At 73.3% G+C, this 26,379-nt stretch carries 28 protein-coding genes and 1 pseudogene; 8 read left to right on the top strand and 21 right to left on the bottom strand.

Annotated features, from left to right (window positions below; translation table 11 throughout):
• Positions 1 to 4: 4 nt before the first annotated feature.
• The 3 genes from HUT10_RS04495 to HUT10_RS04485 all read right to left on the bottom strand — a co-directional run bounded on the left by HUT10_RS04495 (position 5) and on the right by HUT10_RS04485 (position 2,944).
• The gene (locus HUT10_RS04495; protein ID WP_176170003.1) at positions 5 to 1,366 is read right to left on the bottom strand and encodes a protein kinase; all 1,362 of its coding nucleotides are present in this window, start codon (positions 1,364 to 1,366) and stop codon (positions 5 to 7) included.
• 96 nt (positions 1,367 to 1,462) lie between these two features.
• Positions 1,463 to 1,924, bottom strand: coding sequence for an HNH endonuclease (locus HUT10_RS04490; RefSeq protein ID WP_176170002.1), 462 nt, complete (start codon positions 1,922 to 1,924; stop codon positions 1,463 to 1,465).
• Positions 1,925 to 2,005: 81 nt separating this feature from the next.
• Positions 2,006 to 2,944 (bottom strand): PHB depolymerase family esterase, encoded by a 939-nt coding sequence (locus tag HUT10_RS04485; RefSeq protein ID WP_176170001.1) that lies wholly within the window; start codon positions 2,942 to 2,944, stop codon positions 2,006 to 2,008.
• 154 nt (positions 2,945 to 3,098) lie between these two features.
• On the opposite strand from HUT10_RS04485, the gene htpG reads away from it, so the two are divergent.
• The gene (gene htpG / locus HUT10_RS04480; protein WP_176170000.1) at positions 3,099 to 4,994 is read left to right on the top strand and encodes a molecular chaperone HtpG; all 1,896 of its coding nucleotides are present in this window, start codon (positions 3,099 to 3,101) and stop codon (positions 4,992 to 4,994) included.
• A gap of 132 nt (positions 4,995 to 5,126) precedes the next feature.
• On the opposite strand, the gene HUT10_RS04475 is transcribed toward htpG, so the two are convergent.
• Positions 5,127 to 6,566: a glycoside hydrolase family 76 protein gene (locus tag HUT10_RS04475; protein ID WP_176169999.1), complete on the bottom strand. Its 1,440-nt coding sequence runs from the start codon at positions 6,564 to 6,566 to the stop codon at positions 5,127 to 5,129.
• Between the two features lie 177 nt (positions 6,567 to 6,743).
• Here HUT10_RS04475 and HUT10_RS04470 point away from each other — a divergent pair, with 177 nt between their 5' ends.
• The 3 genes and pseudogenes from HUT10_RS04470 (at position 6,744) to HUT10_RS04460 (ending at position 8,037) form a co-directional block, all read left to right on the top strand.
• Positions 6,744 to 7,082, top strand: coding sequence for a hypothetical protein (locus tag HUT10_RS04470; RefSeq protein ID WP_176169998.1), 339 nt, complete (start codon positions 6,744 to 6,746; stop codon positions 7,080 to 7,082).
• Between the two features lie 3 nt (positions 7,083 to 7,085).
• Positions 7,086 to 7,526: pseudogene (locus HUT10_RS04465) on the top strand (phosphoribosyltransferase family protein); the annotation flags it as partial.
• Positions 7,527 to 7,614: 88 nt separating this feature from the next.
• A complete protein-coding gene (locus HUT10_RS04460; RefSeq protein ID WP_176169997.1) occupies positions 7,615 to 8,037 on the top strand; it encodes a DUF6292 family protein in 423 nt (140 codons plus the stop codon).
• 1 nt (position 8,038) lies between these two features.
• Here HUT10_RS04460 and HUT10_RS04455 read toward each other — a convergent pair whose 3' ends face one another.
• The 6 genes from HUT10_RS04455 to HUT10_RS04430 all read right to left on the bottom strand — a co-directional run bounded on the left by HUT10_RS04455 (position 8,039) and on the right by HUT10_RS04430 (position 11,216).
• Entirely contained in the window at positions 8,039 to 8,215 is a 177-nt protein-coding gene (locus tag HUT10_RS04455) for a VOC family protein (RefSeq protein ID WP_176169996.1), read from the bottom strand.
• Complete coding sequence (locus HUT10_RS04450; protein WP_176169995.1) at positions 8,212 to 8,619, bottom strand: hypothetical protein; 408 nt, start codon at positions 8,617 to 8,619, stop codon at positions 8,212 to 8,214. Before HUT10_RS04450 ends, HUT10_RS04455 begins: the two co-directional genes overlap by 4 nt.
• Positions 8,616 to 8,783, bottom strand: coding sequence for a hypothetical protein (locus HUT10_RS04445; RefSeq protein WP_176169994.1), 168 nt, complete (start codon positions 8,781 to 8,783; stop codon positions 8,616 to 8,618). Before HUT10_RS04445 ends, HUT10_RS04450 begins: the two co-directional genes overlap by 4 nt.
• Before the next feature lie 65 nt (positions 8,784 to 8,848).
• Complete coding sequence (locus HUT10_RS04440) at positions 8,849 to 9,307, bottom strand: DUF4383 domain-containing protein (protein WP_176169993.1); 459 nt, start codon at positions 9,305 to 9,307, stop codon at positions 8,849 to 8,851.
• Positions 9,308 to 9,458: 151 nt separating this feature from the next.
• Positions 9,459 to 10,283, bottom strand: a complete 825-nt coding sequence (locus tag HUT10_RS04435) for an SDR family oxidoreductase (protein ID WP_176169992.1) — start codon at positions 10,281 to 10,283, stop codon at positions 9,459 to 9,461.
• Between the two features lie 64 nt (positions 10,284 to 10,347).
• Positions 10,348 to 11,216, bottom strand: a protein-coding gene (locus HUT10_RS04430) for an IS5 family transposase (protein ID WP_254896672.1) whose coding sequence is annotated in 2 segments (ribosomal slippage) — positions 10,348 to 10,842 and positions 10,845 to 11,216 — 867 coding nt in all. Because the reading frame shifts where the segments join, the coding sequence is not laid out codon by codon here.
• A gap of 80 nt (positions 11,217 to 11,296) precedes the next feature.
• On the opposite strand from HUT10_RS04430, the gene HUT10_RS04425 reads away from it, so the two are divergent.
• Positions 11,297 to 12,316: a hypothetical protein gene (locus HUT10_RS04425; protein ID WP_176169991.1), complete on the top strand. Its 1,020-nt coding sequence runs from the start codon at positions 11,297 to 11,299 to the stop codon at positions 12,314 to 12,316.
• A gap of 61 nt (positions 12,317 to 12,377) precedes the next feature.
• A complete protein-coding gene (locus tag HUT10_RS04420) occupies positions 12,378 to 12,566 on the top strand; it encodes a DUF2795 domain-containing protein (protein ID WP_176169990.1) in 189 nt (62 codons plus the stop codon).
• A 28-nt stretch (positions 12,567 to 12,594) separates the two neighbouring features.
• Here the strand turns inward: HUT10_RS04420 and HUT10_RS04415 are convergent, their stop codons facing one another.
• On the bottom strand, positions 12,595 to 13,638 hold the full coding sequence (locus tag HUT10_RS04415; RefSeq protein WP_176169989.1) for a glycosyltransferase family 9 protein: 1,044 nt from the start codon (positions 13,636 to 13,638) through the stop codon (positions 12,595 to 12,597).
• A complete protein-coding gene (locus tag HUT10_RS04410; protein WP_176169988.1) occupies positions 13,635 to 15,113 on the bottom strand; it encodes an HAD-IIIA family hydrolase in 1,479 nt (492 codons plus the stop codon). The genes HUT10_RS04415 and HUT10_RS04410 overlap by 4 nt, the downstream gene beginning before the upstream one ends.
• 84 nt (positions 15,114 to 15,197) lie before the next feature.
• Between HUT10_RS04410 and HUT10_RS04405 the strand changes: the two genes are divergently transcribed.
• Positions 15,198 to 16,541 (top strand): aldehyde dehydrogenase, encoded by a 1,344-nt coding sequence (locus tag HUT10_RS04405; RefSeq protein ID WP_176169987.1) that lies wholly within the window; start codon positions 15,198 to 15,200, stop codon positions 16,539 to 16,541.
• A gap of 155 nt (positions 16,542 to 16,696) precedes the next feature.
• Positions 16,697 to 17,821 carry an aromatic acid exporter family protein gene (locus HUT10_RS04400; RefSeq protein ID WP_176169986.1) on the top strand — a complete coding sequence of 375 codons (1,125 nt, stop codon included), beginning with the start codon at positions 16,697 to 16,699 and terminating at the stop codon, positions 17,819 to 17,821.
• A gap of 3 nt (positions 17,822 to 17,824) precedes the next feature.
• Here the strand turns inward: HUT10_RS04400 and HUT10_RS04395 are convergent, their stop codons facing one another.
• The 9 genes from HUT10_RS04395 to HUT10_RS04355 all read right to left on the bottom strand — a co-directional run bounded on the left by HUT10_RS04395 (position 17,825) and on the right by HUT10_RS04355 (position 26,336).
• Positions 17,825 to 18,004, bottom strand: coding sequence for a hypothetical protein (locus HUT10_RS04395; RefSeq protein WP_176169985.1), 180 nt, complete (start codon positions 18,002 to 18,004; stop codon positions 17,825 to 17,827).
• Positions 18,005 to 18,100: 96 nt separating this feature from the next.
• Positions 18,101 to 18,706: a flavodoxin family protein gene (locus tag HUT10_RS04390; protein WP_176169984.1), complete on the bottom strand. Its 606-nt coding sequence runs from the start codon at positions 18,704 to 18,706 to the stop codon at positions 18,101 to 18,103.
• Positions 18,703 to 20,013 carry a UDP-glucose/GDP-mannose dehydrogenase family protein gene (locus HUT10_RS04385; RefSeq protein ID WP_176169983.1) on the bottom strand — a complete coding sequence of 437 codons (1,311 nt, stop codon included), beginning with the start codon at positions 20,011 to 20,013 and terminating at the stop codon, positions 18,703 to 18,705. Before HUT10_RS04385 ends, HUT10_RS04390 begins: the two co-directional genes overlap by 4 nt.
• A complete protein-coding gene (locus HUT10_RS04380; RefSeq protein ID WP_176169982.1) occupies positions 20,006 to 20,956 on the bottom strand; it encodes a glycosyltransferase family 9 protein in 951 nt (316 codons plus the stop codon). Before HUT10_RS04380 ends, HUT10_RS04385 begins: the two co-directional genes overlap by 8 nt.
• Positions 20,947 to 21,633: an SDR family oxidoreductase gene (locus HUT10_RS04375; RefSeq protein ID WP_176169981.1), complete on the bottom strand. Its 687-nt coding sequence runs from the start codon at positions 21,631 to 21,633 to the stop codon at positions 20,947 to 20,949. The genes HUT10_RS04380 and HUT10_RS04375 overlap by 10 nt, the downstream gene beginning before the upstream one ends.
• 27 nt (positions 21,634 to 21,660) lie before the next feature.
• Entirely contained in the window at positions 21,661 to 23,028 is a 1,368-nt protein-coding gene (locus HUT10_RS04370; protein ID WP_176169980.1) for a PfkB family carbohydrate kinase, read from the bottom strand.
• Positions 23,025 to 23,585, bottom strand: coding sequence for an SIS domain-containing protein (locus HUT10_RS04365; RefSeq protein WP_176177666.1), 561 nt, complete (start codon positions 23,583 to 23,585; stop codon positions 23,025 to 23,027). The genes HUT10_RS04370 and HUT10_RS04365 overlap by 4 nt, the downstream gene beginning before the upstream one ends.
• Complete coding sequence (locus tag HUT10_RS04360; RefSeq protein WP_176169979.1) at positions 23,585 to 25,258, bottom strand: carbamoyltransferase C-terminal domain-containing protein; 1,674 nt, start codon at positions 25,256 to 25,258, stop codon at positions 23,585 to 23,587. The genes HUT10_RS04365 and HUT10_RS04360 overlap by 1 nt, the downstream gene beginning before the upstream one ends.
• Before the next feature lie 112 nt (positions 25,259 to 25,370).
• Positions 25,371 to 26,336, bottom strand: coding sequence for an NAD-dependent epimerase/dehydratase family protein (locus tag HUT10_RS04355; RefSeq protein WP_176169978.1), 966 nt, complete (start codon positions 26,334 to 26,336; stop codon positions 25,371 to 25,373).
• Between the last annotated feature and the right edge of the window lie 43 nt (positions 26,337 to 26,379).

Genomic DNA, 26,379 nt, shown 5'->3' with positions numbered 1-26,379 from the left:
GTGGTCAGAGCGTCCGGCAGGTGAGCGCCGGACGGGCGTCGGCACTTCCGTTCTGCGTCAGGGCGATCAGGCCGAACGTCGTGGTCTTGTCCGCGTCGAGCTTCGCGTTCCAGGCGGCGTTTTCGACCGTCACGGTGGAACCATCGACCGAGAAGGTGCCGTTCCACAAGCCGCTGATGCGGTGACCGGCGGGCAGCTGCCACCGCACGCGCCAGCCGGACAGGCCTGCGGTGCGGTCGTTGCGCACCGTCACCTCCACCTGGTAGCCGCCCGGCCAGGAGTTCGTCACCTGGTAACGCGCGGCACAGCCCAGGTCGGCGGGTGTCGTCGGCGGCGGGCTCGAGCTCGCCGGTGCCGCGGGAGCGGAGGGGACGACCGGTGCGGCCACCGGTGTGCCGTCCGGGACGATCACCGTGCCGATCACCACGCCGAGCGCCAGCAGGACCGCCCCGGCGGTGCCCGCCAGAACGAGCCGGCGTCGCGGACGGCGGACGCGCAGCAGCCGGGTTCCCGTCCGGGGCCGGGGGCGCGGCGCAGGCAGCGGACGGCCGCCGGCGACCGCTTCGAACAGCTCCTGGACCTCCGCCATGGCCGGGCGCGCGTCCGGGTCCCGCTGCAGCATGCGGGTGAGCACCTCGGCGAGCGGCCCGCGGTGCCGCGGCGGGATGGTCTCCTCCTTGGCGATGCGCAGCAGGAGGGTGATCGCGTTGTCGTCGTTGCCGAACGGGGGAGTGCCCTCCAGCGCGCGGTAGAGCGTCGCGCCGAGGGAAAAGACGTCGGCCGGGTACCCGGCTTCGCCGCCTCCGGCGACTTCCGGGGCGAGGTAGGCGGGGGTGCCGGCGATGAACCCGCCCCCGGTCACGGTGCCTTCGCCGGTGGCCCGCGAGATGCCGAAGTCGGCGATCTTCGCGACGCCGGACTCGTCGAGCAGGACGTTGCCGGGGGTGACGTCGCGGTGCACGACCCCCTCGGCGTGCGCGGCCGCGAGCGCGGACGCGATCGGCGCGCCGATGCGCGCCACCTCCTCGGCGGGCAGGGTCTCGCGGTCGGCCAGGATGTCCGCCAGGCTGCGCGACGGCAGGTATTCCATCACCAGGTAGGGCCCGCCGGGCGCCTCGACGACATCGTGCACCGTGATCGCGTGCGGGTGGCGCAGGCGCGCGGTCAGCCGCGCTTCGCGCAGGGCGCGCGCGCTCGCCTGGGCGCTCGCGGCCGGCCCGAGGGTGGCGTCGTAGTCCAGCTGCTTGACCGCGACGACCCGGTCGAGCCGCTCGTCGCGGGCGCGCCAGATGACGCCCATCGAGCCCTGGCCGATCCGCTCGGCCAGCCGGTAGCGCCCGGCGATCAGCTCTCCTGCGTCGGTCACGCGACCTCCCCGGCTTTCCCCAGAGCACACGGATGCGGGCAGCGATCGGTTCGAGCCTAACGGCCTGTCCGCCGCCGCGCGACGGACAGGCCGGGCTCAGGCGCCGGGCCGGTGCAGCTGGTCCCACGCCGGGACGTACGGCGTGAACCGCAGCTTCATCCCGGCCTCGCCCGGCAGCTTGTCCGCCTTGCGGGCGTTGCAGCTGCGGGCCGTGCCGCCGCACGCGGCGACCGTGTTGAGCCAGTCGGTCCGGGCGCCGCCGCGGCTCAGCGGCGTCACGTGGTCGATCGTGGTCGCGCGCTGCCCACAGTAGGCGCAGCGGTACCCGTCACGGACCAGCACCCCGCGCCGGGACCAGCGCGGCGGCTGGGTATATCGCCACTTCATGACGACGTACCGCAGCAACCGCACGATCTTCGGGCGCGGGAACAGCCCGTACGCGAGGCCCTCCTCGGCCTCGTGGATCTCGGCGACGTGCCGGACGAGCATGCGGATCGCGTGCGGGACCGACACGGTCTGCAGCGGCTCGTAGCCGGCGTTCAGGACGAGCACCTTCACAGCGCACCTTTTCCTTCGTGAAATCCGGAAAACTTGTGCGCAACATCGTCGCCGAGTGGCTTGACCTGCGTCAATCGTGTTTCACCGCAGGGGATGGCTGCGGAAGAACCGCCAGATGACCGGGGTGGCGTCGATCACCGTCGGCGTCGCGGAGTCATTGTTGGGCCGGGTGCTCGGCCAGACGTGCCCGGCCCCTTCCACGCGGTAGTGCTCGAGGGCACCGCGCCGGTCGCAGCCGAGCCACTTCTCGGCGACCACCCCGGCGACCGGCGTCCACGACACCGGGTCCGGACGGCAACCGTCCCTTGTGGACCAAGCGGCCAGCCAATCGGGGATCGACGGCAGGCCCTTCGCCGGGTTGCCGTCGTAGGGGATGGTCGTGTCGGCGGTGCCGTGGAAGTCGAGGATCGGCACCGATCGGCTCGGGTGGCAGGCGCCGCCCTGCGGGTAGAACGCGCCGGACACCGGCGCGAACGCGGCGATGCGGCCGGGCAGGCGGCAGGCGAGCACGCCGACGAACCCGCCGCCGTTGGACTTGCCCGCCGCGTAGATCCGCCGGTTGTCGACGCACAGGGTGCGCTGCAGCGCGGTCAGCAGGTCGCTGGTGAACAGCACGTCGTCCGCGGCGGCCGAGTAGGGCGCCCCGGTCCACGCGGACTCGCCGTCGGTGCCGATCAGGCCCTGCGGGTAGACCGCGATCGCGTCCAGCGCCGAGAAGCCGGACAGCTCCTCCTGGTACTGCGACGTGCGCTTGTGCCCGTGGAAGGACAGCACCAGCGGGTACGGCCGGTGGGGGTCGTAGCGGGCGGGCAGGTGGACGGTGTACTCGCGGTCCAGGCCGCCCGAGGTGACGTGCCGGGTGGTCGTCACCCCGGCCGGGAAGCCCGCGGGACGGCCGCAGCCGGTGGTGCGGACGGGGTGGTCGGCGACGCCGGCCGCGGCGGCGGGCGCGGCGAAGGCGGTGGTCAGGGCACAGGCCGCGGCGAACGTGGCCGCCCACCGGGTGAAGCGTCCGGGCACTCGATCCTCCTTGATCGACAGCAGGGCGTGGTCAGCATCACACCGGGAGCCGCCGGGCGCGCCATTGCGTTCATAAAGTGCGCGAGCGGATCTGTCGGAGCCGCTCGGTAGGATCGACCCAACCTCGGCCGTCGGACACGCGGAAGGAATGGAAGTGACTGCCCCGATCGAGACGCTGGAGTTCCAGTCGGAAGCGCGTCAGCTGCTCCAGCTGATGATCCATTCGATCTATTCGAACAAGGACACGTTCCTGCGGGAACTGGTGTCCAACGCCTCCGACGCCCTCGACAAGCTGCGGCTGGAGTCGTACCGCGACAAGGACCTCGAAGCGGACACCTCCGACCTGCACATCACAATCGAGACCGACCCGGAGGCGCGCACCCTCACCGTCCGCGACAACGGCATCGGCATGACCCGTGACGAGGTGGTCGCCCTGATCGGGACGATCGCCAAGTCGGGCACCGCGGACTTCCTGACCAAGCTGAAGGAGGCCAAGGACGCGGCGGCTTCGCAGGACCTGATCGGGCAGTTCGGCGTCGGGTTCTACGCGAGCTTCATGGTCGCGGACAAGGTCACCCTGGTGACGCGCCGCGCGGGCACCGACGAGGGCGTCCGCTGGGAGTCGAGCGGCGAAGGCACCTACACGATCCAGCCGGTCGAGGACGCGCCCCAGGGCACCGCGGTCACCCTGCACCTCAAGCCCGAGGACACCGAAGACCACCTCTACGACTACACGTCCGCGGCGAAGATCCGCGAGATCGTCAAGCGGTACTCCGACTTCATCACCTGGCCCATCCGCATGAAGGGCGAGGGTGAAGACGCCGAGGTCGAGACCGTCAACTCGATGAAGGCGCTGTGGGCGCGCTCGTCGAGCGAGGTCACCGAGGACGAGTACCACGAGTTCTACAAGCACGTCAGCCACGACTGGCAGGACCCGCTGGAGACCATCCGGCTGCAGGCCGAGGGCACGTTCGAGTACCAGGCGCTGCTGTTCCTGCCCTCGCACGCGCCGATGGACCTGTTCCTGCGCGAGCGCAAGCGCGGCGTGCAGCTCTACGTCAAGCGCGTCTTCATCATGGACGACTGCGAGTCGCTGGTGCCGGAGTACCTGCGGTTCGTCAAGGGCGTCGTCGACGCGCAGGACCTCTCGCTCAACGTCTCGCGGGAAATCCTGCAGCAGGACAGGCAGATCCAGCTGATCCGCCGTCGCCTGGTGAAGAAGGTCCTCTCGACGGTCAAGACGATGATGACCGCCGACGCCGAGAAGTACGCGACGTTCTGGCGCGAGTTCGGCCGGGCGGTGAAGGAGGGCCTGCTCGACGACTTCGAGAACCGCGAAGCCATCCTCGAGATCTCCTCGTTCGCCTCGACGCACGACAGCGAGAAGCCGACTTCGCTGCGCGACTACGTCTCGCGGATGAAGGACGGCCAGGAGCACATCTACTACATGACCGGCGAATCGCGGTCCGCGATCGAGAACTCGCCGCACATGGAAGCGTTCCGCGCCAAGGGCTACGAGGTGCTGGTGCTGACCGACCCGATCGACGAGATGTGGGTCGACGCGGTGCCGGGCTTCGACGGCAAGCAGTTCCAGTCGATCGCCAAGGGCCAGGTCGACCTCGAGTCGGAAGAGGACAAGAAGGCCACCGAGGTTGCCCGCGAACAGCAGAACAAGGACTTCGAGAGCCTGCTGACCTGGATGGGCACGGCGCTGGGCGAGACGGTCAAGGAGGTCCGCCTGTCGTCGCGGCTGACGACGTCGCCGGCCTGCATCGTCGGTGACACCCACGACCTGACCCCGACGCTGGAGAAGATGTACCGCGCGATGGGGCAGGAGCTGCCGCCGATCAAGCGCATCCTCGAGCTCAACCCGGAGCACGCGCTGGTCACCGGGCTGCGCGAGGCACACGCGGCCCGCCCGGAAGACGAAGGCCTGGCCGAGACGGCCGAGCTCCTCTACGGCATGGCCCTGCTGGCCGAAGGCGGCGAGCTGGCCGACCCGTCCCGGTTCATCAAGCTGCTCGCCGGCCGCCTGGAGAAGACCCTCTGACCCGTAACCCGCGTGATTGAACCCGTGACTCGCGTGATCGGGGCCGGAACTCGCCGGTTCCGGCTCCGATCACGCGAGATCCGGCTTTGGTCACGCGGGTTCGGGTTCTGAGCACGCGGGTTCCGGATTTCGTCAGGGGGCCGCGTTCATCAGGTCCAGGGCGCTTTGCTGGCGGGCCGCGTCGGTCTGGTCGAGCGGGCCGGCCCAGAGCAGGCCGTAGGCGTCGGCGCTGTTGCGGTCGTTCGCGTACGCCGAGTTCGCCTGGCGCTGCAGGTAGGCCGTGTACGGGTGGTCCGACAGGGCCGTGTTGAGTACCGCCAGGTCCCGGGCGTACACGCCCTTGAACGTCGGGCCGTCCGCGCCGCCGCCGCCCGCCGTCTCACCCGGGTCGCGGAGGATGCCGCCCGGGTTCAGGCTCGCGTTCGTCGTCGACGCGTTCGCCATCGTGCGGGCCTTCGTCAGCAGGCTCGTGTCGCCGGTGGCGCGGGAGAGCTCCACCAGCGCCACCAGCGGCACGCCCTGGTTGTACGACCACACCGCCTGGCCGTTGTTGGCGCAGGCCGAGGTCAGACCGTCGTTGACCAGGTTGGAGCCGTTGATCATCCCGCTGCCGGCGAACCAGGACCAGCCCGCCCGGGCCCGCGCCAGGTACACCGTGTCGCCCGGGATGCGGTTGTGCAGAGCCGCGTTCAGCTGGATGTACAGCGAGTTCGGGATGGCGTTCTTGTAGGTGCGGCTCGTGCTCCACCACACCCCGCCGCCGCAGACGCCGTCCCAGTAGGCGAACATGTGGTCGGCGTCGGCGCGGGCGGTGTTCAGGTACTTGCCGTCGCCGGTCAGGTCGTAGGCGTCCACCCACGCCAGACCCCACCACCCGGTGTCGTCGAGGTAGTCGTTGCGGAACTGGCCACCCTGGGCGGCGAGGTTCTTCGTGTACGTCGTGTCGATCGCGTAGCGGTAGCTGCCCATGCCGCTGATCCGGATGTTGTCGATGACCGCGGTGAGCGCGTTCGCCGAGTTCCACCACCCCGTTGTGTCGAACAGGCCGGTGCCGAGGTTGTACCGCTCCATCAGTGCCGTCGCGGCCGCGGTCCGGCGGTCCCAGGCGTTCCACGTCGGACGCGCCCAGCCGGTGCAGGCGATCGTGCCGGACCCCGCGGGCTGCCCGCACGCCCGCAGCAGGCCGACGCCCTTGTTCGCCCAGTCGTCGGCGTTGTACATCAGGGTTCGCCAGCCCGTCGCGCCGGACGGCGTGGCGGTGTCGCCGAGCTTGCTGCCCGACGCCCAGGTGCGCCCGGCGTCGAACGAGCGGTCCAGCCAGACGTGGTCGCCTGCCGCACCTCCGGTGATCGCCGCCCAGCCCATGGCGTCACCGTCGTCGAGGTGCAGGGCGATCCGGCGACCGCCGACACCGGTGGTGGAGCCTTCGCGGTCACCCGGCGACGACGCGGGATCCCGGGCGTCGCAGTACTTGTTGCAGATCGTCGCGGCGGCCGCGGCGGGGGTGGCAGCCGGTGTGGCGGTCGGCGTTGCGGCCAGAACGAGGGACAGCAGGGGAATGAGGAAGTGCATCAGTCACCTTCCGCGCTGAAGGGCGATGCTCCCCATTTTCCGGTGCCGATATTATTGGTCCAGTCCTTTGCGAGACAGGTTGCGGACAGGAATTCCCCGCCGCCGACGGCGCGCGGTGGCCGGGAAGGTGAGCCGCGCGGACGCTTGAGCCCGTGGCCGCGCGGGTATCCCCGGCCCATGACGAACCTCGACGACACGACGACCGCGAAACTCGACGAATTCGTGCTCGCCCGGCTCGCGGAGGACGAAGAGCGCGTCCGGGCCGGCGAACTGCCGCTGATCGACGAGGCCGAACGCCGCGGGCGGCTGCGGATCATGTACGCCGACGACGGCGACGGGCTGATCCTCGCCGGCGGGCCGGTCGAGGCGATGGAGGACCGGCACCCGGTGCCGTTCGCGGAGAAGGCCGAGTTCCTGCGCCGCGAGATCCGCGACGCCCACGACGACGCCTCGGTCAAGCTGATCGCGTCGGTGTACGAAGCCCACCCGGACTGGCACGACGAGTGGCGCCCGTGACCGATGCGGATCTTCGCCGACCGGGAGGACGGCGGCCGCCGGCTCGCGGATGAACTGCGGAGCCGGTCCTGGGCCGACCCGGTCGTGCTCGGGCCGGCCCGCGGCGGGGTGCCGGTGGCCGCCGTCGTCGCGCGGCGGCTGGGCGCCGGACCGGACGTGGCGGTCGCCCGCAAGATCGGCGCGCCGGGCCGCCGCGAGTACGGCGTCGGCGCGGTGACCCCGGACGGCCCGGCGATCTACGACGAAGCCGGCTTGCGCGCGCTGAGGTTGACCGCCGCGCGGCCGGCCGAAGCACCGGCCGCTCTCACCGGCCGTGACGTCCTCCTGGTCGACGACGGGCTCGCGACCGGCGTCACCGCGACGGCGGCGCTGCGCGACCTACGCGCGGCTCTTCCCCGCAAGCTCGTCTTCGCGGCACCCGTCGCCGCACCCGGCGCGGTGACGCGCTGCTCCACCCGGGGCGCCCCAGATTGACCGGGTGGGTGACGGGGTATCACCCGATGGGGGCACCGACCGAAGAGGCGGGAGCGGGATGAGCGAACGGGACGGGCTCGGCGCGGCAGCGCGCGGGCTGCGGCAGTACCTGCTGGCCGTCGCGGCCAAGCTGGACGCGCCCGCGTGGTTCTGCGAGGTGGACGTCCCGGCCGGCGCGTACGTCGCACTCGAGCGACGGCTCGCCCGCTTCCCGCACCACGAAACGGCCCTGCTCTGGGACGAGCGCGACGGCTGGGCCGCGGCGGTCGAGTCGGCCACCGGCGACGAGGTCATCGTGCTCGCGTACCTGGGCGAGGACGTCCTGCCCGCACCCGAGGCCGTTGTGGACTTCGTCGCGGGCTTGTACGGGGAGAAGTACCCGGGCCGCCCGGACCCGCCGGACTTCCGCAGACCCGGCACCGCGGACGGCTTCGACGACCGCCTGGCCGCCTACGCGGGTGACCCCGTCGGCCGGGCCTGAGTCACCGCGCCGGCAGTACGCAGAACTCGTTGCCCTCCGGGTCCGCGAGCACGATCCACGGGTCGTCGGGCGGGTCGTCGAGGACCTTCGCGCCCAGCATCACCAACCGCTCGACCTCGGCCAGCAGCTCCGGTTTGCGGCAGTCGACCGCCACGGCCAGCACGCGCGCCCGCGTCATGCGCCCGCCACGATCCGGTTCACGGCTTCGGCGACCAGCACCGGCTCGGACACCGTCACCGTCAGGCCCGGGTGGCGGATGCGGCCCCACGGGTCGATGCCCCGGACCGGCTCCCGGAACCGCAGGCACACGCCGCCCTGCGTCGTCGTCCCGAAGGTCAGGCCGCGGTCGGCGAGGGACAGCCGGGGGCCCAGCACCCGCAGCGGGTGGTACGGGCCGGTGGCTTCGGCGCCGGCCAGGTTGCTCAGCGGGGTCTCCACCAGCCACGGTCCGAACCGGACGCGCAGCCCCGCCGCGTCCAGGTCCAGCCCGGCCCGCGGGCCCAGGATCCGGTGCAGCCACGCCGGTCCGGCGAAATCCGCGTGCAGCCGGTAGTGCACGACGACGGCCTCGGTCGTGGTCATGCGCCGCCGCCGAGGGGCGGGACGTCGGGTTCGTCGTCGGCCGGGAGTTCGGGGTCGCGCCAGTCCTCGGCGCGGGACGGGCCGTTGCCCTGCAGGGTCCCGCGCAGCTCGGCTTTCCGGGCGTCGTCCTCGCGCGGCGAATGCTGATCGCTCTCGCGGTGCATGGCAACCTCCTTGACGCGGTGTTCTTCCCCGGCTACCCGGTGTCCGGCCACCGAAACGGCCGTGCTCAGCGTGCGGCGGCCCGGTCCCGGTTGACCGCCCGCGCCGCGACGATGCCCAGCACCAGCGCGGCGGCCGCGGTCAGTCCGTGCAGCCAGTTGTCCGCCCAGTTCAGGTTGATCGGGTCCTCGGGGTTGACGAACGCGGTGGCGAGGATGCCGTAGGCGGTCATCCCGGTGAAGCCGACGAACAGCACCCAGCAGTAGATGATCGCCCCGGTGCGCCGGGTCGCCGCGAGCAGCCCGAGCACCCCCACCGCCGTGTGGACCAGGTTGAGCAGCGGGGTGACGCTGAAGATCCAGACGGCGCGGCTGGTCTCGTGGCCGACCGCGGCGGTTTCCGGGGTCAGGAACCCGGCGATCCCCAGCGCGAGGTACAGCAGCCCGATGACGGCGACGACCGGGCGGAGCCAGGACGCGGCGCGGGTGCGTGGTTCCGCGGAAGGCCGGAATTCGGCAGAAGACATGGGGTGCTCCTTCCCTCCCCGGCCGGATACCCCGGCACGCCTGCGGAAAACGGACAAGTGGAAGGGGCCGGACGGCGGGCTGGGAAGCCGCCGCCCGGCCCGCGGCCGGGGCCCGCGCCGGTCCCTGCAGCCAGGACGCGGGTCCCTGGTCTCAGGGGGAGCGCCAGTCGTGCCCGCGGTAGGCGGTCCCGTGCTGGGCCCCCATCAGCAGCAGGCCGCCGTCGACGACCAGCGACGTGCCGGTGATGTAGCCGGCCGCCGGGGTGGCCAGGAACGCGACCGCGGCCGCCACCTCGGCCGCGTGGCCGGGGCGGCCGAGCGGGATGCCGGGCCGGTCCTGTTCGCGCGGATCGGCGTCGGTCTGGCCGGTCATCGGCGTGGAGATCTCGCCGGGTGCCACCGAGTTCACCGTGATGCCGTGCTCGGCCAGTTCCAGCGCGAGCACCTGGGTCAGCGCGCCCGCCCCGGCCTTCGCGGCGCAGTAGGGCGCGGCGCCGACCCGCGGGACGTGCTCGTGGACGCTGGTGATGGTGATGATCCGGCCGCCGCGCCCGGCGTCGATCATGTGCCGGGCCGCGCGCTGCGAAAGCAGGAAGACGCCGTCGAGGTCGACGTCGAGGACCTGACGCCACTTTTCGTAGTCGAGGTCCACCGCGAGCTCGCTGCTGCCCGTGCCGGAGCAGTTGACCAGGACGTCGATCCCGCCGAGGTCGTCGGCGAACGCATCGATGACGTCGGCGGCGGCGGGCAGGCCGGTCAGGTCGAGCTGCCGCACGTACGCACCGACCCCGCGCGACCGGGCCTCCTTGGCGGTCTCCTCGGCCCCCTCGGCGTCCGAGTGGTAGGTGATGCCGACGTCCAGGCCGCCGCCGGCGAGGGCGGCCGCCACGGCGCGGCCGATGCCGGAGTCGGCGCCGGTGACGACGGCGCGCCTCGGCGAAGGGGCTTCGGCGGGCAGCGGAGCCGGGAGCGACACGGGGATCTCCTTTCGTCCCCGGTCGGCTACCACCCCCTCCGGCGACTAGGAGCTGTCCTGTAAGTCATCGGAGCCAGAGGATGATGGCTGCGATGGTGAGTTCGGCCTGGAAGTAGGCGGCGCGTTTGGCGTAGCGGGTGGCCAGGTCGCGGAACTGCTTGAGCCGGTTGAAGCAGCGTTCGACTACGTTGCGCTGCTTGTAGACCTCAGCATCGAACGTGGGTGGTCGCCCGCCACGAGCACCTTTGGCGGCGCGGCGGGCGATCTGGTCATCGCGTTCCGGGCTGACGAAGGCGATCCGCCGGTCCCGCATCGCCCGGCGGGTCGAAGGGTGCGAATACGCCTTGTCCGCCATCACCGCGTCCGGGCGGCAGCGGGGTCGGCCTGGTCCGATCCGGGCGACGCTGATGCCATCCAGCAGCGGCAGCAACTGCGGGTTATCTCCCGCTTGACCCGGTGTGAGCAGGATTCGCACTGGCAGCCCTCGGCCTTCGACGGCGAGGTGGATCTTGGTGCTCAGTCCGCCGCGGGACCGGCCGAGTCCTTCCCCATCACAGGCGATGGCTTCGATTCCGTCGCTGCATCCCCCTTTTTGCGGGCGCCAGCGGCGTGCTGGTGGGCCCGGACCACGCTGGAGTCGACCGAGATGATCCATTCGAGGTCGCCGACGGCGTCGTCTTTGACGATCACCCGGTCAAGGATCCGATCCCAGGTCCCGTCCTTGGTCCACAACCGAAGCCGCTCATGCGCGGTCTTCCACGGCCCGTAGCGATCTGGCAGGTCACGCCAAGGGGCGCCGGTGCGCAGCTTCCACAGGATCGCGTTGATGACCTGGCGGTGATCCCGCCACCGCCGCCCACCGCCCTGCTGCGGTGGCAGCAACGGCTCGATCACCGCCCACGCCTTCTCCGTCAACTCACCGCGACCAACCACCGCGCACAACTACCAGAGGTCCAGCTCAACCGCTTACAGGACACGCCCTAAACGCGGTGGCCGCGGGGTATGCCGTCCGGATGAGACTGGCCGTGCTGGACATCGGGTCGAACTCCGCTCAGCTGCAGGTGGTGGACGTGTCGGCCGGGGCGCCACCGCTCCCGGCGCACGCGGTCAAGGCACCGACGCTGCTGGCCGAGGAACTGCTGCCCGACGGGACGCTGAGCGACACCGGGATCGAGCGGGTGACCGCCGCGGTCGGGCAGGCGGTGGACGCGGCGGTGCGGCTCGGCGTCGACCAGCTCTACCCGTTCGTCACCGCGGCGGTCCGCGACGCGGTCAACCGCGACGAGGTGATCGACCACATCCAGGCCGGGGCCGGGATCCGGCCGCAGTTCCTCTCCGGCGAGCAGGAGGCCCGGCTGACGTACTTCGCGGCCCGCCGCTGGTACGGCTGGTCGGCCGGGCGGCTGTTGCTGATCGACATCGGCGGCGGCTCGATGGAGCTGGTGCTCGGCCGGGACGTCGAGCCCGAGCTGGCCGTCTCGCTCCCGCTGGGCGCCGGCCGGCTCACCCGCGAGTTCCTCACCGCCGACCCGCCGACGCGACGGCAGCTCAAGGCGCTGCGCCGGCACGTCCGCGACACCCTGTCGGAGGTGCTGGACCGGCTGCGCTGGGAAGGCCCGCCGCGCCGGGTCGTCGCGACGTCGAAGACGTTCAAGCAGCTGGCCCGCCTGACCGGTGCCTCGCCCCAGCGCAAGGGCCCGTTCGTCACCCGGGAGCTGGTGGTCGCGGACCTGCGTGGGTGGATCCCGCGGCTGGCCCGTGTCCCGGCCGCGGAACGCGCGGGCCTGCCCGGCATTTCGAAGCCGCGGGCGCGGCAGGTGGTGGCCGGCGCGGTGGCCGCGGAGGTGGCGTTGTCGGCGCTGGACGTCCCGAGCGTCGAGGTCTGCCCGTGGGCGCTGCGCGAGGGAATCCTGCTGCGGCACCTGGAACAGCTCGGCGAGACGACGCCGTTGCCCCTGCAGCCGCTGACGCGCCACCCGGACGCCACGGTCCGCCCGCTTCACCCGGCGGGGGAGCAGCCGGTGCCGTCCTGAACGTGTGTCGGCGGCCGGGCCGGGTAACCGCGCGGTTCCCCGAAACGGAAGGAGGGTTCCCGTGAGCAAGCCGAACCCGATCGAACTGCAGAAGTACCTGGCCGGCGTCGACTACCCGGCGAAGCGCGACGACCTGGTGCGGGCGGCCGAGAAGAACGGCGCCGACTCCGGCACCCTGGACGTCGTGCGCCGCCTGCCGGACCGGACGTACGAGGGGCCGAGCGGCGTGAGCAAGGAGATCGGCGGCTGACCTCGTGACTCGTTCCTGGCGCCCGGCGTCAGGAACGAGTCAGCTCCACGGGGTCCGGGCGCACGCCCGGGACGGCGAGGGCCGTCACCGCGCGGCAGACGTCGGCGGGGTCGATCGTCTCCAGGCACGGGTGACCGGGAACCGGGCACACCCGCGCGCGGGTGGCGCGGCAGGGCGCGTGCTGGTCGCCGAGCACCACCGTGGGCACGCCGTAGGGCGCCCACCGCTCGGGCGGCACCACCGGGGCGAACAGCGACACCACCGGGGTGCCCGCGGCCGCGGCGAGGTGGGCGGGTCCGGTGTTCGGCGCCACCACGACCTGCGCGCCGGACAGCACCGCCGCCAGCTCCGCCAGTGACGTCCGGCCGCCGAGGTCCACCGCCGCCGTCCCGGCCACTTCGCGGGTCAGCGCGCGTTCCGAGGGCGCACCCGTCACGAGCACCCGGTGCCCGTCGGCGGCCAGCGCCCGCACCGTCTCGCGGCTCCACGCCGCCGACGGCTGGCGGGCGGGCACCGAGGCCGCGGGGTGCAGCACGACGTAAGCGCCGCCGCCGGTCAGCCGGGCCATGTCCGGCAGCGGGCGCCGCAGCGTCAGGGCACCGTGGTCGTCCGGCGGCAGCGCGAACCCGGCCGCCTCGGCGAGGGACAGCATGCGGACCGGCTCCGGCGGGTCCCCGTCGACCCGGTGGCGCAGGTCGAGCAAGCTGCCGGGGTAGTCCTCGGAGATCGCGCCGATCCACGGCACCCCGGCCTGCCGCAGCAGCAGGGCCAGGGGCAGTGGCGACTGGTGGAACGACGTCAGGACCAGCGCGCGGTCGAACGCCTTCGAGCGGACCAGCCCGACGAACGCGCCGGTGTCCTCGGCGGTCACCGGGGGTGGTTCGGGGTCGATCCAGGGCGCGGTCCAGGTGAGCACCTCCGCCACCCCCGGCAGGAGTTCGCCGGCGGCGCGGCCGTGCGGTCCGGTCAGCAGCGTCACCCGCGCGCCGGACGCGGCGACCGCGCGGACGCAGGGCCCGGCGAGCAGGACGTCACCGAGGTTGTCCTGGCGGGCGACGAGCACCCGGGTCATCCGGCGACCCCGGCGACACGCAGCGCCTCGGACAGGTCACGGGCGACGGCGGCGTGCCGGCGGGCCTTCGCGATTTCGGGCTCGAGCGTGCGGTGCGTCGGCACCAGCACCGCGCGGGCCCCGGCCGCGAGGGCGGCGTCGACGTCGGCGCCGGTGTCGCCGATGACCACACAGGACGCGGGGTCGACGCCGAGCTCGCCGGCGGCCCGCAACACCATGCCGGGGGCCGGTTTGCGGCACGCGCAGCCGTCGCCGTCGTCGTGCACGCAGACCTGCCAGGTGCCGAACGGGCCGAAGAGCTCCTGGACCCTGGCGTTCACCGCGTCGAGCTGCTCCGGGGTGATCAGTCCTTTTGCGACACCGGACTGGTTGCTCACCACGCCGACCGGGATGCCGCGCTCGCGCAGGCCCTGCACCAGTTCGACCGCGCCGGGCACCGGGCGGACGCCGTCCGGGTCGTTCAGGTAGGGGACGTCGACGATGAGCGTGTCGTCCCGGTCGAACAGCACCGCCACCGGTGGCCGCGGCCGGCGGGCCGCGAGCTCGCCGCGCAGCCGGTGGTAGCACGCGGCCGGCGGGATCAGGGCGCTGGTCACGACCATCCGCGCCACCTCGCCGGGCGTGCGCGGGCCCGGCAGGATCCGCCGGGTGGCGAACTCCGCGGTCAGCCCCGCCCAGACGCCGGCGGCGAGCAGCGCCTTCCCGCGCTGCCGCAGCACCGGCAGGGCGAGCGCGGCCAGACCGGCCACTGTGGACAGTGCGTGCAGGCCGAGGCGGCCGGGACCGGCGCCGGTCCGCTGCCGCCAGAGCACGCCGTGCTTGGCCCGCATCAACGCGTTGTCGGCGTTGCCGCGCTGGGCCTTGAGGCTGTAGAAGAACCCGGCCCGCCGGGCCGGGTGCGTGGTCAGCCGTTCGCCCTGGTCGATCCGGTGCCCGGCTTCGGCGACGCGCAGCGCGAGGTCGGAGTCCTCGCGGAAGGCACGGGGGAAGCGCTCGTCGAAGCCGCCCGCTTCGACGAGCGCGGCGCGCCGGTAGGCCATGTCCGCGGTGATCCACCGCGCGTGCTCGAGGCCCGCGGTGCCGCGTTCATCGTCGGTGGGCCGCCGGTCCGCGGGCAGCGGGACGGTGATCCGGCCCTGGGAGGCGGCCACGTCCGGCGGCAGCGCGGCGAGGTCGCGTTCGAGCTGCCGCGCCCAGTCCGGGGCGAGCACGACGTCGTCGTCGACGAACGCGATCCACTCGCTCTGCGCCGTGCGCCAGCCGAGGTTGCGGGCCGCCGCCGGTCCGCGCCCGCCGGAGCGGACCACGCGGACACCGGCGGGGACGTCCAAACCGGACCCGCCGGGCCGGTCGTCGACGACGACGATTTCCGACGGCCGCGGATCCGGGCCGTCGAGCAGGGTTTCCAGAAGCGGCCGAAGCGTGTCCCGGCCCGTCGTGGGGATCACCACGGTGTAGTCGAGCGTCACCGCCACCGGATACCCCGGGTCGTGGGGGCCAAACGGCGTGTCGAAGGGCGCTGCCCCGGGTAACCGGCGGGCGACGAGAAGGAGGTGCGGATGACCGCGGGAACGATCGAAATCCGGAACCCGGCCGACGGCAGCGTGGTGGGCACGGTGCCGGCCGCGGGCGACGGCGAAATCGACGCGGCGCTCGCGCGGGCCCGCCGGACGTCGTGGGCGAAGACCGCGGCCGCCGAGCGAGGCGCGCTGCTGCACACCGCGGCGGAACGGCTGCGGGCGCACGCCGACGAACTGGCGAAGACGAACGAAGCCGAGACGGGGAAACCGCGCGACGAAGCCCGCGAAGGCGTGCTCGCCGGCGCGGGGACACTGGACCAGTACGCGGAACTCGGCCCGGTCCACCGCGGCCGCAGCCTGCTCGGCGACGTCGGCGCGACGGACCTGATGGTGCCCGAGCCGTACGGGGTCGTCGTCGCGCTGACGCCGTGGAACGACCCGGTGGCGGTCGCCTGCGGGCTCCTGGGCGCGGCGCTGGCCACCGGGAACACGGTGGTGCACAAGCCGAGCGAACGCGCACCGCACACCGGGCAGCTGCTCGGCGAGGTGCTGGGCGGCGTGTTCCCGGAGGGCGTGCTGCAGACCTTGCAGGGCGACGGCGGGGTCGGCGCGCTGCTGGCCATGCGGTCCGACGTCGACCTCATCGCCCACGTCGGCAGCACGGCGACCGGCCGGTCGATCGCGGCGAGCGCGGCCGCGACGGGCGCGAAGACCCTGCTGGAGAACGGCGGCAACGACCCGCTGGTGATCGACGAGGACGTCGACCCGGTGTGGGCGGCAGGCCAGGCGGCGCTGGGGTCGTTCGCCAACTCGGGGCAGATCTGCGTCGCGGTGGAGCAGATCTACGTGTGTTCGGCGATCGCCGAGCCGTTCCTGGCGGCGCTGGTGAAGGAAGCCGAGGCACGCACCCTGGCCCCGCTGGTGGACCGGCGGCACCGGGACCACGTGCATTCCCACGTGGCGGACGCGGTGTCGCGTGGCGCGAAGGTGCTGACAGGCGGCTTCACCCCGGACGGTCCCGGCGCGCACTACCCGGCGACGGTGCTGACCGGCTGCGGGCCGGAGCTGCGGGTGATGACGGAGGAGACGTTCGGCCCGGTGGCCCCGGTGCAGGTGGTGGAGAGCTTCGACGACGGACTCGCCGAGGCGGCAAAGGGTGAGTACGGCTTGGCGGCGACGGTGCTGACGGCATCGATGGCCCACTCCCAGCGCGCGTGGCGCGAACTGCCGGCGGGGACGGTGAAGGTGAACAACGTGTTCGGCGGCGCCCCGGGCGGGGCGGCGCACCCGCGCGGGCGGAGCGGGAGCGGGTACGGGTACGGGCCGGAACTGCTGGACGAGATGACGCAGACGAAGCTCGTGCACATCGCGCCGCCGGCATGACGGAGGAGCGGGGGAGAGGCGAGGACCGGCCGGGGGAGACGGGAAGCGGCGGCGGCTCGGCGGCGGCGGATGGTGCCGGGCCGGCGCGGCCGGGCGGGAGCTCCCGTACCGACCGAGGCCGGCGTCGCCCGTCCGCGGCCGGCCGGTTCGTCGGCATGCTGCGGACCCGCGCCGCAGTCCTCGCCGCCCCCGAAGCCGACGAACACCACGACCGCACGCCGATCGGCTGGTTCGCCCGCGCCGTCCGCGTTCCCGGGCGGGAGCGGCGGATCCTCGTCCAGAGCGCCAAGGCCACCTTCGCCGCGACCGCCGCCTGGTTGCTCGCCACGCTCGTCCTGCGGCTTCCGCAGCCCTTCCTCGCCCCCTACGCCGCCGTCTTCCTCGTCGAAGCCACCGTCTACCGGTCGCTGCGGGGGTGGCTGCAGCAGGTCGGCTCCGTGGCCTCCGGTGTCCTGCTCGCCGCCGTCGCCGGGCAGCTCATCCCGTCGCAGGCCGTGGCGCTCGCCGCCGTCGTCTTCCTCGGGCTGCTCGCCGGCAGCTGGCGGCGGTTCGGCGATGCCGGCGTCTGGGTCGGTGTCACCGGCATGCTCGTCGTCTCCTACGGCACCGCGCGCGAGCCCGTCCTGCTCGGCGACCGCCTGCTCGAAACCGCGCTCGGTGCGGCCATCGGCGTCGCCGTCAACACGCTGATCCTGCCGCCCCTCTACGGCGAACGGCTCGCCGCGGCCGCCGGGCGGCTCGGGAAGGCCCTCGCGGGCCTGCTCGAAACGATGTCCGACCTGATTCGCCAGGACGAGCCGCCCGAAGACCTCGACGGCCTGACGTCCCGGGTGCGGGACGCCCGCAGCCAGGTGCTGGCCGCCGAAGAAGCCGTCGGGCTGACGCGGGAAGGGCGGCTGCTCAACCTGCGCCGCGGGCGGCCCTCCGCCGGGGCGCGCCACGAACGTCCGCTTCGGACGCTCATCGGGCTGTGGCCCGCGATGTCCCAGCTGGTCGCCGCCGTGCGGACGACCACCACCGGCCGCCGGGAGCACCCGTTCGAGTACCCCTGGCCCGACGCGCGGGATGCGCTGGCCGACCTGATGCACCACCTGGGCGGGGCCGTCGAGGCCGTCGCGACCGCCGGCGAACCCGTCGAGCTCGGCGAATGCCGCCGCCTGCTCGAGAAGCTGGAGAACCGGCTGGTGACGGCCGACGAAGACGGGGTTCCGGCCCGGCTGGGCCTCGGGACACTGACGCTGCCCGCACGCTTGCTGCTGGAGCAGCTCGAAAAACGCTGAGGACTACTGGATGGCGACGGCGTCGGCGTCGGAGCGGTGCCGGCGGCAGGCCGTGCACACCATCGTCTGGCCCAGCAACGTGCCGTCGCCCGACACGAGCCGGGCGACGTGCAACGTGGGCAGTCCGCACTCTTCGCACGGGATGGGCTTGCTGTCACGGCTGATCATGACGCGGTTCGGCATGGCGGGGCCCCCTGACGAGGATCGAAGGTCCCGCCTGATTACCCCGTGGCGTGCGCCACACTCTTCCGGCGCAGCGATGTCACTCGAACGGACTAGTCACTCGGCCGGATACGGCTGTTCGCGTAGCACGTTCGCCAGGTGGACGGCGTTGCGGACCAGGGTCGCGTTCGTCGAGGCCACGGCCTTCGGCGTCTCGTCGAGGTCCTGGTAGTCGCCGCCCTGCATGGCTTCGCCGTTCCAGTAGGTCGCGCCCTGGGCGGGCACCGTGAAGCCGACGTCGTTCAGCGCCTGGAACAGGTCGGCGATGATCTTGTGCGCCCCGTCCTCGTTGCCCACCACCGCGGCCACCGCGACCTTGCCGAACATCGCCGGGCGGCCTTCGCCGTCGGTTTCGGACAGCTCGGCGTCGAGGCGTTCCAGGACCCGCTGCGCCACGCTCGACATGTGCCCGACCCACGTCGGGGTGGCGATCAGCAGGACGTCGGCGGCGGCGATCTTCCGCCGGATGTCCGGCCACGCGTCGCCGTCGCCCATGTCCGCCTCGACACCCGGACGTACGTCGTGGTCGACCACGCGGACCACCTCGCCCGTCGCGCCGCGTTCGGCGAACCCCTCGAGCAGCTGCCGCGCGATGAGGTCGCTGCTCGACTTCGCCGGTGACGGCTTGAGCGTGCAGGTCAGCGCGAGGACGCGCAGGGTCATGACTGCCTCCGGGGATGGGTGCCGACGCCGAGGTGGGCGAACCCCGCCTCGGCGAGGGCGGCGGGATCGAGCAGGTTGCGGGTGTCGACGACGACCGCGCGGTCGGCGGACGCGGCCAGCCGGGCCCAGTCGAGGTCCCGGAACTCGGGCCACTCGGTGAGCACGACCAGCGCCGCGGCGTCCTTGGCCACCAGGTACGGGTCGTCGACCACCTGGAGCGCGGCGGCGCCGGGCACGCACCCGACGGCCGGGTCGTGCGCGGTCAGCTCGGCACCCGCGCGGGCGAGGTCGTCGGCCACGGCCAGCGCGGGGGAGTCGCGCAGGTCGCCGGTGCCCGCCTTGAAGGCCAGGCCCAGCAGTCCGATGCGGGCGCCGGCGAGTGACCCCGCCGGTGACCCGGTCACCGCCTGCCGCACGGCGCGGACCACCCGGGCGCGCTGCCGGGCGTTGACGCGGACCGCGTCCCGCAGGATGCCGAAGTCGACACCCGCCGACTCGGCCGCGTGCAGCAGGGCCGAGGTGTCCTTCGGCAGGCACGAACCGCCCCAGCCGGGGCCGGGGGCGAGGAAGCCGGGGCCGATCCGGGCGTCGAGGCCCATCGTCCGCGACACCTCGCGGATGTCCGCCCCGAACTGCTCGCACAGTTCGGCCAGGACGTTCACGTAGGACAGTTTCACCGCGAGGAACGCGTTGCTCGCGTACTTCGCGAGTTCCGCGCTGGCCGAGTCGGTCGCCACCACCGGGGCGCCGGTCGGCTCGTACAGCCGCGCGACCCGGTGCGCCGCCGGTGAAGCCGCCGGGTCGGTGCCGACCACCACCCGGTCCGGGTGCAGGAAGTCCTCGACGGCGTGGCCTTCCCGGAGGAACTCCGGGTTGGCCACCACGGGCAGGTCGTCGCGGCCCAGCAGGTGGGGCAGCCGCGCCGCGGTGCCGACCGGCACCGTCGACTTGGTGACCAGCACGCTGCCGGGCCGCAGCAGCCGGCCGAGCTGCGGCACGACCTGTTCGAGCACGCCGAGGTCGGGACGGCCGTCCGCGGCGGGCGGGGTGGGCAGGCACAGGAAGACGAGATCCGCGCCGTACAGCTCGGCCTGGGCGGTGGTGAAGCTCAGCGTCCGGTCGGCCAGCCCCTGACCGACCAGCTCGGCGAGGCCGGGTTCGGCGATGGCCACCTCGCCCCGGCCCAGCTCGTCCACTTTGGACTCGTCGGCGTCCACGCAGGTGACGCGGTGCCCGAGCCGGGCGAAGCAGGCGGCACTGGTCAAGCCGACGTAGCCCGCGCCGACGATCCCGATGTGCTCACCCATGGGCCACCCGCATTTCCAGCGCCGAACGCGTCGCGGCCAGCACGCGCTCCTCGCCGAGCAGCAGCAGCCCGCCGTCCGGCTCCCCGCCGTGCGGGTCGCCGACGTTGCCCGCCCAGAGCACGACGTGCTGCCGCGCGGACGGCGGCGGCCCCCACAGCCGTGGTGGCGTGGGGCCGAACAGCAGCACCGACGGTGTGCCGAACGCCGTGGCGAGGTGCCCGACGCCGGTGTCGCCGCAGACGACCAGCGCCGCTCCGGCCACCAGCGCGGCCAGTTCCGCGAGGTCCGTGCGCCCGGCCAGCACGGCGTCGTCGCCGAGTCCGGCCGCTTCGGCGATCGAAATCGCCAGGTCGCGCTCGGCGGCGCTGCCGGTGAGCACCACGCGGTGCCCGTCCGCGGCGAGGTCACGGACGACGGTCGCGAACCGCTCCGGCGGCCAGCGCCGGGCCGGGAACGCCGCACCCGGGTGCACCACGACGGCGTCCGGGGCCGGGCTCGGGCCCGGTGGCACGGGCAGGTGCAGGGCCGAGCGGTCGGCCTCCAGGTGGGCGTACTCGACGAGCCGGCACCAGCGGTCGACCTCGTGCACGTCGTCGCGCCACTCGAGGCCGGGCACGTCGGGGAAGTCGGGGTGGCGGTGGGTCAGCAGCTCGGCGGGGTCGGCCTCCAGCAGGTCGTGGACGCTCTCCGGGCCGCTGCCGTGCAGGTTGACCGCCAGCCGCGGCGGCGGCCCGGGCCAGGCGAGCTCGCCGAGCCCGGGCGTCGGCAGCAGTTCGTCGACGGCGTCGATGAGCTCGACCAGGTCGCGCAGCTGCTCCGGCGCGGCCAGCACCAGCCGGTCGTCCGGGTACGCCGCCCGCAGGGCCCGCAGCGCGGGGACCGCGGTCAGCAGGTCCCCGACGCCGAGCGCGCGCAGCACGAGGACCGCGGAGCTCACGGCCACGACCCCTCCTCGGACGCGCACACGACCATCTCGCGGACTTCGGCGCCGGGCGGCTGCTGCAGTGCGAAGACGACGGTGTTCGCGACGTGCTCGGGCTGGTTGAGCTTCGCGTCCGGTGGCGGCTTGTACTGGTCGGTGCGGTCGTCGAAGAAGTGCGTCCACATCCCGCCGGGCACGAGCAGGGTGACGCCGACGCGCCCGGCGAGCTCGGCGGCGAGCGCGCGGGTGAAGCCGACGACGCCGAACTTCGAGGCGCAGTAGGCGGTTGCGTCGCTCACCGCCTTGATGCCCAGGGTGGACGCCACGGTGACGACCGTGCCGTGCGAGCGTTCCAGGTGGGGGAGCGCGGCGCGGATCACCGCGGCCGTGCCGAACAGGTTCACCTTGACGACCCGCTCCCAGTCCTCTGTGGACACTTCGCCGAGCGGCCCGCAGGCGTCGGTGCCGGCGGCGGTGAAGACGCCGTCCAGGCCACCCGCGCGCTCGGCGAGTTCCCGGACCGCCGCTTCGGTCGCGGCGGTGTCGGTGAGGTCGGCTTCGACGTACTCGGCCGGGTCGTCGGGGCGGACGCGGTCGAGGACGTAGGGGGTGCCGCCCGCCTTGCGGACGGCGTCGACGGTGGCGGCGCCGAGGCCGGACGCGCCACCGGTGATCAGGACGTTGCCGAGGGGTCGCATCGCACTCCTTCGAATGTCGGAGGGGGTTCAGGCACCGGCCGCCGCGGCGACCAGCCGCGACGTCGAGTAGCCGGGCACGGTCGGGACGAGCACGACTTCGCCGCCGTGCCGTTCGACGACTTCGCGTTCGGGCAGGTCCGCCTCGGCGTAGTCGCCGCCCTTGACCCACACGTCCGGGCGCAGCTTCGCCAGGACGGCGGCGGGCGACGGTTCGTCGAAGACGGCGACCGCGTCCACGAAGGACAGCGCGGTGAGCAGCCGGGCCCGGTCGCGGTCACGGACCAGGGGGCGGCCGGGGCCCTTGAGGCCCCGCACCGAAGCGTCGGAATTGAGGCACACCACGAGCGCGTCGCCGAGGGCGCGGGCCTGCCGCAGCAGGCTGACGTGCCCGGGGTGCAGCAGGTCGAAGCAGCCGCCGGTGGCGATCAGCCTGCCACCGGTGGCGCGGATCCGTTCGGCGAGGCCGAAGGCGTCGGTCGCCGGCTGCGGGTCGGGCGCCGGGCCGTCGTCGGTGGACAGCGCGGTCGCGCCGCCGGCGGCGACGAACCGGGCGGCCGCCTCGACCGCCGTCACCACGGCTTCGGTCGTGTCCGCGCCGCCGAGCAGGGCCGCGGTGGCCGCGGCGGCGAACCGGTCGCCCGCCCCGCACGTGTCCGGCGCGGTGTGGCCCGGGGTCCGGGCCGCGGCCGGGACCGGGACGGTGGTTTCGCCGAGGCCGTCGGCGAGCACCGCCCCGCCGGCCCCGACGGTCACCGCCACGGCGTCGGCGTGCCAGTGGCCGCGCAGCAGCTTGGCGAGCTCGGGCGGGTCCTCGTGCCCGGCCAGCACCGCGCGGGCCTCCGCCAGGTTCGGCGTGACCAGCCGCGTGCCCGGTACCGCCTGCGCGCCGCGCGGGTGCGGGTCCCAGACCACCGGGATCCGCTCGGCCAGCTCCCGCAGCAGCCGCCGGACGTCCGGGTTGCGCGTCAGGCCGCGGCCGTAGTCCGCGACGAGGATCGCGCCGGCGTCTTCCAGTACCTCCTGCACCCGGGTGGGCAGCGGGTCGGCGGTCGCCGTGCCGTCGCCGGAATCCAGGCGCAGCAACGACTGCCCGCCCGCGCGGACGCGGGTCTTGCACACCGTCGTGCCACGCAACGGCAGCGGCAGCACGGTGACGTCCGGTTCCAGCAGCCCGCTGAGCGCGTGGCCGCCTTCGTCGTCGCCGAGCGGGGTGACCAGGACGACCTCGGCCGCGGACCGCGCGGCCAGCAGCGCGGCCAGACCGGCCCCGCCGGGGCGGCGGCGCCGGGCCGTCAGGTCGACCACCGGGACCGGCGCCTCCGGGCACAGCCGCTCGGCGGTGCCTTCGGCGTCGACGTCCAGCAGTGTGTCGCCCAGGACGACCAGCGGCTTCACGCGGTCACCCCGAGCGCGTCGTCGAGCGCCGCGCACAGGCCGTGCACCAGCGCCAGGTGCATCTCCTGGACGGTCGCGACGCTGGGCGCTTCGACCGTCACGGCGTCGTCGCACAGGGCGGCGAGCGGGTTCGGGGCGGGCCCGGTCAGCGCCCACGTCGTCACGCCGAGTTCGTGCGCCGCTTTCGCCGCGGCGACGACGTTCTGGCTGGTGCCGCTGGTGGACAGGCAGACCAGCACGTCACCCGGCCGCCCGTGCGCCCGCACCTGGCGGGCGAAGACCTCGTGGTCGCCGTAGTCGTTGACGATGGCCGTGGTCGCCGAGGTGTCGGCGTGCAGCGCGATGGCCGACAGCGGCCGCCGGTCGTCGCGGAACCGGCCGACGAGCTCGCCGGTCAGGTGCTGGGCTTCGGCCGCGCTGCCGCCGTTGCCGCAGGCGAGCAGCTTGCCGCCGGCCTCGAACACGCCGGCGAGGTGCCGGCCCCACGCAAGGATCTTGGGCGCGGATTCGCGGGCCCGGCCGGCGGCTTCGGCCAGCGCGGCGAGATGGTCTTCCATCACGGCACCTCCTTCTTCTCCGGCGACGCCGCGCCGGTTCGGGTGGGACGGGGCCGCCGGAGCACGAACGGCCCCAGCGCGAGCAGGTCGATCGGGGCCGAGCCGAAGCACTCGAGGGCGTCCCGCGGCGAGTCGACCATCGGGCGGCCCGCGGTGTTGAGGCTGGTGTTGATCACGACCGGCAGACCGGTCCGGCGCTCGAACGCGGCCAGCATCCGGGCCAGGACCGGGTTTTCGCGGTCCTCGACGGTCTGCACGCGAGCCGTGCCGTCGACGTGCGTGACGGCGGGGATGCGGTCGCGCCAGTCTTCGGCGACGTCGTGCACGAACAGCATGTACGGGCTGGGCAGCGGGCCGCGCGTGAAGATCTCGCCCGCCCGCTCGGCCCGCACCATCGGCGCCACCGGGCGGAACTGCTCGCGGCCCTTCACGTCGTTGAGCCGCTCCAGGTTCGCCTTGCGGCCCGGGTGGGCCAGCAGCGACCGGTGCCCCAGTGCCCGCGGGCCGAATTCGGCCCGGCCCTGGAACCAGGCGATCACTTCGTCGTTCGCCAGCGCTTCGGCCACCGTCTCGGCGAGGTCGTCCGGGCGTTCGTAGGGCAGCTTGGCCTTGATCAGGATTTCTTCGAGCTCGTCGTCGGTCCACCCGCGGCCGAGGCCGGCGTCGCCCATCGGCGCGCCGCGTTCCCCGGCGTCGGCGGCCAGCTGCAGCGCGGCGCCGAGCGCGGTGCCCGCGTCCCCGGCGGCGGGCTGCACCCAGATCCGGTCGAACGGGCCCTCGGCGTGCAGCCGCGTGTTGGCGACGCAGTTGAGCGCGATGCCGCCCGCCAGCGCCAGGTCGCGCTGGCCGGTCGACTCGTGCAGCCAGTCCGTCAGCTCCAGCAGGATGTCTTCGAGGACTTTCTGGACACTGGCGGCGAGATCCGCGTGCCGCCGGGTGAGTTCTTCGCCCGCTTCGCGGCGCGGAGCCAGATCGGCCAGGTTGACGCCGGCGGCGCGGAAGCCGCCGTCGCCGGTGACGTGGACGTGTTCGCAGAGCTCGTCGAGGAACTCCGGCGTGCCGTAGGAGGCGAGCGCCATCACCTTGTACTCGTCGCTCGACCGCGCGAACCCGCAGTGCTCGGTGAGGTCCTCGTAGAGCAGGCCGAGCGAGTGCGGCAGCTTCTGGGCCGCCAGCTCCTTGAACCGGCCGTCGCGGTACTCACCGGCCAGGTAGGACGTGCTCTCCCCGCGCCCGTCGGCGACGAGCACGGCGCAGTCGCCGAACGGCGCGGCGAGCGCGGCCGACGCGGCGTGCGCGACGTGGTGCCGGACGAACTTGACGATGCCGGGGTCGAGCCCGGGCAAGGCGGACTTCAGGAACAGGGGCGCGCGCTTGGCGAACTCCGTCCGCAGCTCCTCGCCGCTGGGGTCGTGGCCGGGCAGGCCCGGCTCGACCAGCGCGGGGTCGTAGGAGTACCCGACGGCGTCGAGGTCCTTCGCGGACAGTCCGGCTTGTTCCAGGCACCAAGCGGCGGCTTGGGCGGGCTGTTCCCACGTGGAGAACGGCACGGCCTGCTTGCCGTGCTTGCGGCGGCTGAACCGTTCCTCTTCCGCCGCGGCGACGATCTCCCCGTCCACCACCAGCGCTGCGGCGGGGTCGTGGAAGACGGCGTTGATCCCGAGTATGCGCATCGACCTGCCTCTGGCGTTTCGGTGCGGACTCGCAGGGCCCGCTCTCGCCTATAGCGCTACCCGGCGAAGTCGTTGATAAACGATGGCGCGCAAAAGCCCTGGGCGTCGCTACTCAGCGCGACGGCGCCCGGCGGAACCAAGCCGCAGTGCGACGGAGACCGTCGTCGGCGTCGACCTTCGGTTCCCAGCCGAGGGCGTCGCGGGCGAGGGTGATGTCGGGGCAGCGGCGCTGCGGGTCGTCGACGACGGCGTCGATGGACTCGATCGGCGAGCTCGACCCGGTGATCTCCTTGATCCGCTCGGCCACCTGGCGGACGGTGAGCTCGTGCGGGTTGCCGATGTTGACCGGCCCGGGGTGGCCGGACCGGGCCAGCGCCAGGAGCCCGCGGACGGTGTCCTCGACGTAGCAGATGGACCGGGTCTGTTCCCCGGTGCCGGTGACGGTGATCGGCTCGTTCTTCAGCGCCTGGTCGAGGAAGGCGGGGATCATCCGGCCGTCGTGGGCGCGCATGCCGGGGCCGTAGGTGTTGAAGATCCGCGCGATGGCCGTGTCGACTTCGTATTCGCGGCGGTAGGCCGAGGTCAGCGCCTCGGCGTAGCGCTTGGCTTCGTCGTAGACGCTGCGTGGCCCGATCGGGTTGACGTTGCCCCAATACCCTTCCTGCTGCGGGTGTTCCAGCGGATCGCCGTAGACCTCGCTGGTCGAGGCGAGCACGAACCGGGCGCCGGTGCGGCGAGCCAGTTCGACCGCGTTCTCGGTGCCGTGGGAGCCCGCGCGCAACGTCTCGATCGGCAGCGCGAGGTAGTCGCGGGGCGACGCGGCCGAGGCCAGGTGGAACACGACGTCGGTCTCGCAGTTCAGCGGCATCGGCTGGGTGACGTCGTGGCGCACGAACCGGAATCCCTCGTGGCGGCGCAGGTGGTCGAGGGTGTCCGCCGAGGACGTCACCAGGTTGTCCACGGCGATCACTTCGATGTCCTCTTCGAGCAGCAGCTTGCACAGGTGGGCGCCGACGAAGCCGACACCCCCGGTCACCACCGCACGCCCGAACCGCCTGGTCACTCCCGGATCCGTCATGCCGAGGCGGCTACCCGGCGCCGGTGGCCGCAAAACCGTGTAA

Origin of the sequence: Amycolatopsis sp. Hca4, from assembly GCF_013364075.1 — a bacterium.
In the GTDB taxonomy this organism is placed as follows: domain Bacteria; phylum Actinomycetota; class Actinomycetes; order Mycobacteriales; family Pseudonocardiaceae; genus Amycolatopsis.
The sequence above is the reverse complement of the archived record's forward strand: the minus strand, read 5'-3'. Positions and strand labels throughout refer to the sequence as shown.